This is a genomic window from Shinella sp. GW821-FHT11G07 (genome assembly GCF_058808115.1).
This window is the reverse complement of sequence record NZ_JBXARJ010000007.1, coordinates 334079-340344: the sequence shown is the minus strand read 5'-3', so window position 1 is coordinate 340344 and position 6266 is coordinate 334079. Positions and strand designations below refer to the sequence as shown.

Annotated in this window: 4 protein-coding genes and 2 pseudogenes; 2 read left to right on the top strand and 4 right to left on the bottom strand. The window is 62.3% G+C overall.

Annotated features, from left to right (window positions below):
- Positions 1-192: 192 nt before the first annotated feature.
- Together AC1RT2_RS16325 and AC1RT2_RS16320 are read left to right on the top strand one after the other, a co-directional pair.
- Positions 193-655: pseudogene (locus tag AC1RT2_RS16325) on the top strand (transposase); the annotation flags it as partial.
- A gap of 112 nt (positions 656-767) precedes the next feature.
- Positions 768-1405 (top strand): annotated as a pseudogene (locus AC1RT2_RS16320) (integrase core domain-containing protein); the annotation flags it as partial.
- A gap of 538 nt (positions 1406-1943) precedes the next feature.
- Here the strand turns inward: AC1RT2_RS16320 and AC1RT2_RS16315 are convergent.
- The 4 genes from AC1RT2_RS16315 to AC1RT2_RS16300 all read right to left on the bottom strand — a co-directional run bounded on the left by AC1RT2_RS16315 (position 1944) and on the right by AC1RT2_RS16300 (position 6264).
- Positions 1944-2342 carry a ribosomal maturation YjgA family protein gene (locus AC1RT2_RS16315; RefSeq protein ID WP_493103497.1) on the bottom strand — a complete coding sequence of 133 codons (399 nt, stop codon included), beginning with the start codon at positions 2340-2342 and terminating at the stop codon, positions 1944-1946.
- Between the two features lie 107 nt (positions 2343-2449).
- Positions 2450-4069: a dihydroxyacetone kinase subunit DhaK gene (locus tag AC1RT2_RS16310; RefSeq protein ID WP_493103495.1), complete on the bottom strand. Its 1620-nt coding sequence runs from the start codon at positions 4067-4069 to the stop codon at positions 2450-2452.
- Positions 4070-4181: 112 nt separating this feature from the next.
- Positions 4182-5174, bottom strand: coding sequence for an ABC transporter ATP-binding protein (locus AC1RT2_RS16305; protein WP_493103493.1), 993 nt, complete (start codon positions 5172-5174; stop codon positions 4182-4184).
- Positions 5167-6264, bottom strand: coding sequence for an ABC transporter ATP-binding protein (locus tag AC1RT2_RS16300; RefSeq protein WP_493103491.1), 1098 nt, complete (start codon positions 6262-6264; stop codon positions 5167-5169). The genes AC1RT2_RS16305 and AC1RT2_RS16300 overlap by 8 nt, the downstream gene beginning before the upstream one ends.
- Positions 6265-6266: the final 2 nt, after the last annotated feature.

Here is a 6266-nt window from a genome sequence, read left to right as displayed (position 1 = left end):
GCATCACACCCGCACAAAAACTGAAGAGGGCTGCGTGAATTCTACCGTAGAGCCCCGTTAAAAACGGGAGGATTACCAGAGCCCGGCAGATGTTCCATTATGACGTCAGGGTAATATCAAGGTGACGTGAAATCGGCGTGAAGTCTGCCTTGTAGATCTATAATTTAGCTGGAAAATCAGTATAGCCCGGGACGGCGTATTTTTAGCGAGCAGTTCGGTGACACCGTGTTGGCTCGCTATGGTCGGCGAACTCAACGGCTGGGAGACAATCGTCCACCATCTTGGTCTGGCGCTCGGCGGCAGACCTGCCGCGGCTTTTGCCAATCGTCTGATGATACCGGTTAGTAATGACACACTGTACGGGTTGTTCGCCGCCGAATTGCCGATCAAAGCGATGAGCTCACCGTTATAGGTATTGATGATTTCGCCTTCGGGCGCGGCCAGACCTACGGAACAATCGTCTGCGATCTGGAGCGGCGGAAGCCTGTTGCCAGATCGCGAGTTGGATACATCTCGAGCATGGCTTGCCGAGCATCCGTCGATATCGATCATCGCCTGCGATGGAGGCGGCGGCTATGATTAGGCTATCGCAAAGGGCTTGCCTGATGCTGAGCAGGTCACTGACCGTTGGCACCTGATGGAGAATTCCTGCCGGGAGGTCTCGGTCAGAATCATTGCGCGTGAGCCGTAAGACCGCAAAGACCCCGGATGATGAAGCGTCATTGGCCACCGCCATCACGGGGATGCTGCACCAGGCTGGCTGAATCGTGAACGTCAAACGGGTTGAGCGGATATTGCGGCGGGAGGGCTGACAGTGCCCCACAAGGAACCAAAGCGGGGCGGCTGTGGCTGAACGACAGCTCGTGCATCCGGCTCCCGCTTTAATACCAACCTGTTCCTACGACTTTGTCGAGCATCGCACGCACAATGGAAGGAAAATCCGTATGTTGAATGTGATCGACGAGTTCACACGGGAATGCGTTGCTATCAGGGTCGAGAGGAAGTTGAAGGCCGTCGATGTCATCGACGTGCTTGCCGATCTCTTAATCCTTCACGGCGCTCCCACCCACTCGTTCCGAAAACGGTCCTGAATTCATCGCCAAGGCGGTGAGGGAATAGGTTGTCATAGTCGGTGCCAAGACGGCCTACATCATCCCGAGAGCCCCTGCGAGAACCATTGTGAAAGCTTCAACTCCAAGCTCAGGGCCGAACGGCTCAACGAGAGATTTTCTACACGCTGAGGGCGGCGAAGGTCATCATCGAAGGCTGGCCACGGCACTACAACACCTCGCGGCCGCACTCATCACTGAGCCACAAGCCAACCGCACTCCAAGCCACAGTGTGGCCGTGTCGGAACGGACCGGGTTCAACTCCGGCGCTAGAGCATACTTTAACACCTAAACCGGATCCCCCCATGAGGGTTGGCCAGCTCAGCGTCTATAAATGTGACAACGAATTCACCGCAAATGACGATGACAAGCTCATCGAGGTGCCACTTGTCGCCAGACCGATGCGGATTTCTTCGACAGTGCACTGGTGATGCCACATTGTTTCATCGACGGCAGGACAGAGCGTTTTTAGAGTCGGTCTGGCCACGGTTGCGCGATTCGCGGCATATCGTAGCCGTGTTTCGACGAAACTTGGAGAATGAAGCCCCCATTTAAATGCCAAACCACACCTAACGCTCGACCGGATCGTCCGCAAAGTCGCATCAGCATGTACTTAATCCGGCGCCATTTCAAGGAGCGCTTCGGCATCATCGTATCGGATTTCACTCGGCAGGAACGGCTGGGTAGCGCGCGCAGCCCTCGAACGGGACGGCATATCGATCTCGCAGACCGCCTACCTCGCCGGCTACGGCAACCATCCAGCTTCACCACCGTCTTCAAGAAAGCCAGCGGCGCGACGCCCAAACACCGGCGGGCTCCACGCAGACTAGCTACTCAACCCTTGCCTTGTTTCGCGGCTCCGCGTTCCCCTGCCAGGGCGTCCAAGCCGAGGACAAGCACAGCGCCGATCCCATAGGCCAACACATCCCACCAGTCAGGCGTCGCGCCGAAGACGACACGGAGTATCGGGTTCGGGATCTGCGCATCGATGGTGGCCAGGACATATTGCGCCAACTCCACCGCCGCGCCGATGGCGAAGGCGATGAGGGCTATCGAACTTGACCTCGCTGTGATGACCGTCCGTATGGCGTAAAAGACCCACGCGACGGCCAGCACATCGCCGACAAAGCTGCGGATCCAGCCGAGGTTACGGCCGAACGTCGCAAGCAGTATCAAAATCGCGATGAGGATAATGGCGCGCGTGAAAGACTTGGGATCGAACCTAAAACTCATCGGCACGATCTAGCGTGTCGGGCAACAGCTGTCGAGTATGAGCGCCCCGGCAAGGGCGCTCGTGCTGGCAACGAGAGGCGGCAATACGACCCGCAGAACAGGGGCGCTCAGGTCGCCAGATGTTCGAAGAGACGGGCGACCGCTTCGGCACCCGGATCAACATGACCTTCCAGTTGCTTCGCATTGATGTAGGCAGCACGCCCGGCCTTTGCGCGCGTGAGCGTTGCCGTAAAGTTCGCGCCTTTGCGCGCCGCGCCCGCAGCGGCGGCCATGCTTTCCCCGAGCGCTTCGAGCGCCGGGGCAAGGGCATCCACCATCGTGCGATCGCCGATGCTCGCGCCGCCGATCTCCTGCATGCGGGCAAGCCCGGCACGCAGCGCCTCGCGCATCGGCAGGCCGCTTGATGCCCCGTCGCCGGCAGCGGCGAAGAAGATGGCGAGCAGCACGCCGGAAGAGCCACCCATCGTCTGGCTCAGTTCCTGGCCGATGGCGCGCATGAGCTGGGTGTGGTCCGAGAGTGGCAGGCGGTCGATCGCGTTGATCAGCGCACGCGCGGCGCCGGCGAGCGTCGAGCCTGTATCGCCGTCGCCGGATTTGGCGTCGAGGGCGTTGAGGTCCTGTTCGGCGGCGATCAGCACGTTGCAGCAATTGATGACGAATGCCCGCGTCGCGGGATGATTGGAGGCCATCGGCGTGATCGGCGTCAGGCCATCCGGCAGCGACGCGATGGCGATCGGCCGGATATCCGAAACGCCGGGCCAGGCGGCGATCGGCACGGGGGCCTTCAGGAGCGCCAGTTCGTCCGCGTCGGCGGGAAAGACGGTGATCGAGAAGCCCTGCATGTCGAGCGAGGTCATCAGCGGTGCAGGGCCGATTGCGTGGCTTATCCGCGCGCCGATCGCGGAGCCGACGAGGTCGTGGGCGAGTACCGACATTTCCAGCACCGAGGCACCGCCGAGATTGTTGATCAGCGCCACGTGCTGCCCCTCGCCCATCACCGCGGCCAGCCGCTCTGCCATGGTCGCGACGGAGGCGCGGGCGCCGGCGAAATCGATCTGCTCGACGCCAGCCTCGCCATGGATGCCGAGGCCAAGTTCCGCCTTGCCTTCCGGGATGCGGTCTTCCTTGGGGGAGCCCGGCACCCGGCAGGTATCGAGCGACATCCCGATGGAATGTGTGCGGGCAATGACGCGCCTGGCAGCGGCCGTCACCGTTTCGAGGTCCGCGCCGCGCTCGGCGAGCGCACCGGCTACCTTGTGCACGAACAGCGTACCGGCCACGCCGCGGGCCTGCGGCAGCTCGGGAAGCGCGATGTCATCGCCGACGATCACCATCGAGACATTCAGCCCGAAGGCGCGGGCGCGCTCGGCCGCCAAGCCGAAGTTCAATCGGTCTCCGGTATAGTTCTTGACGATGAGGAGGCACCCCGCCGGACCGGTCACCGCCAGGATACCGGCGAGCACGGCGTCGACGCTGGGGGATGCGAAGACATCGCCGCAGACGGCGGCCGTCAGCATGCCCTTACCGACGAAGCCGACATGGGCGGGCTCATGGCCAGAGCCGCCGCCGGAAACGATCGCCACCTTCGACTTGTCCCAGTCGCTGCGCAGCACGACGCGGATATGCGGATAGCCGTCGAGGCGGGTCAGCGCGCCGCCGGAAAACGCCAACACGCCGTCGATCGCCTCGGTGACAACGTCTTCGCGCTTGTTGATGAATTGCGCCATGAATTCTTACTCCCTAAGCTGGTGCATGATCCGACCGGCGTGAAACGAGAATCGGCGAGGTCATGCAGAAAAACAAAAGCTGTCTTGCCCACCCGATGCAATCGGGGCAGCGCTACAAGCGCATGCCTGCCGCATCGAAGTAGAGTGGCCGCGACGGTTGGATTCGGATGGTTTCACCGCCCCGAAGCGGCGTGTGCGCATCGGTGACGGTGATGAGGTCGTGCTTCTTGAAATTGAGGTGCAGGCGCGTCTGGTCGCCGAGATGCTCGACGCGCTTGACCAGTGCCTCCTCCCCCTCGCCCTGTGCGATATGCTCCGGGCGAAGGCCGATGCTCTTCGCCTGCGCCGGAGCGCCGGCGAAGAGATCGGCCGGCAGCACATTAATGCGCGGCTGGCCAAGGCGGGTGGCGGCATAGACGCTGACCGGCTGTTCATAGACCTCGCGCGGCGAACCGAACTGCACGAGCCTGCCCTCGTTCAGCACGCCGACATGGGTTGCCATGGTCATCGCCTCGATCTGGTCATGGGTGACATAGAGCAGGGTCGCGCCGGATTTCGCCTGGATGCGCTTCAGCTCGATGCGCAGGTCCGCCCTAAGCTTCGCGTCTAGCGAACTCAGCGGCTCGTCCATGAGGAAGATGCGCGGGTCGCGCACAAGCGCCCGGCCGATGGAGACACGCTGCATCTCGCCGCCGGAAAGCGCAGTTGCCTTGTTCTCCAGCTTGTGGGCGATCTGCAGCACCTCGGCGACTTCCTTCACCTTCCGGTCGATCTCCGGACGCGGCGTCTTCAAGAGTGGCGATTTCAGCGGAAATTCCAGGTTCTGGCGAACGGTGAGGTGCGGATAGAGCGAATATTGCTGGAAGACCATGGCGACGTTGCGCTCAGCCGGTGACAGGCCCTTCACCGATCGACCGCCAAGATAGACCTCGCCGCTGTCGGGACTATCGAGGCCGGACACCATGCGCAGCGTCGTCGTCTTGCCGGCGCCCGTCGGGCCGAGCAGCACGACGAATGCGCCGTCCGGCACCGTCAGCGAGACATTGTCGAGCGCAACCGTGCCGCCATAGGTCTTCGTCACGTTTTCGAGGACAACTTCAGCCATGGGACAACACTCCTTCATTGGCCTCGGAGAGGAGCACCTTGCCGTTCTCCGCATCGAAGAGCGACAGCGTGCGCCGATCGAAATCCAGCCCGATCAGCTCGTCCTCACGCACGACATGGCCGGACGGGATGCGTGCCTTCAGGTCGCCGTGGCTGGTTGCCAGCGTCACGATCTGGGTCGTGCCGAGATATTCGGCGGCAACTACGCGGCCGCGATAGGCGGCATCGTCACGGAAGGTCACGTGCTCCGGACGAACGCCGAGTGTCAGGCGGCCGGCGCGGCCTTCGCGCGCGCCCGGCACATTCACCTTCACGCCGCCGAGATCGACGCTGTCTCCGTTGATCCCGATCATGCCTTCGAAATCGAGGAAGTTCATCGACGGCGAGCCGATGAACTGGGCGACGAACTTCGTTGCCGGCCAGTCGTAGATCTGCTGCGGCTTGCCGAACTGCTCGACGACGCCGTGGTTCATGACCACGATCTTGTCGCCCATCTGCATGGCCTCCAACTGGTCGTGCGTCACATAGACGGTGGTGGCGCCCATGCGGTCGTGCAGCGCGCGCAACTCTTCCGCCATGTGTTCGCGGAACTCCGCGTCGAGCGCGCCCAGCGGCTCATCCATGAAGAACGCCTTAGGACGCCGCACGATGGCGCGGCCGAGCGCCACGCGCTGGCGATCGCCGCCCGAAAGGCCGCCAACGGATTTTTCCAGGATATGCTCGATCTTGAGGATGCGGGCGACCTCGGCGACGCGCGTCTTCACCTCGTCGCCACGCAGCCCCTGGCTCACCAGCGGATAGGAGATGTTCTTGCGCACGTTCATGTGTGGGTAGAGCGCGAACATCTGGAAGACGAAGGCGATGTCGCGCTGGCTGGCCGGCTTCATGCCGACCTCCTCGCCGTCGATGAAGATTTCGCCGGAGGTGGGGAGCTCCAGGCCCGCCATCATGCGCAGCGTCGTCGTCTTGCCGCAGCCGGAAGGGCCGAGCAGCATGAAGAACTCGCCGTCCTCGATGGTGAAACTGGAGGAGCGGACCGCGGTGAACGCACCGAATTCCTTGCGCACGTTCTGGATTCTGATTTGCGCCATGG

Coding starts and splice junctions, on each gene's coding strand:
- AC1RT2_RS16315 (WP_493103497.1), bottom strand. CDS start 2,342: ATGAGTTTTAGGTTCGATCCCAAGTCTTTCACGCGCGCCATTATCCTC.
- AC1RT2_RS16310 (WP_493103495.1), bottom strand. CDS start 4,069: ATGGCGCAATTCATCAACAAGCGCGAAGACGTTGTCACCGAGGCGATC.
- AC1RT2_RS16305 (WP_493103493.1), bottom strand. CDS start 5,174: ATGGCTGAAGTTGTCCTCGAAAACGTGACGAAGACCTATGGCGGCACG.
- AC1RT2_RS16300 (WP_493103491.1), bottom strand. CDS start 6,264: ATGGCGCAAATCAGAATCCAGAACGTGCGCAAGGAATTCGGTGCGTTC.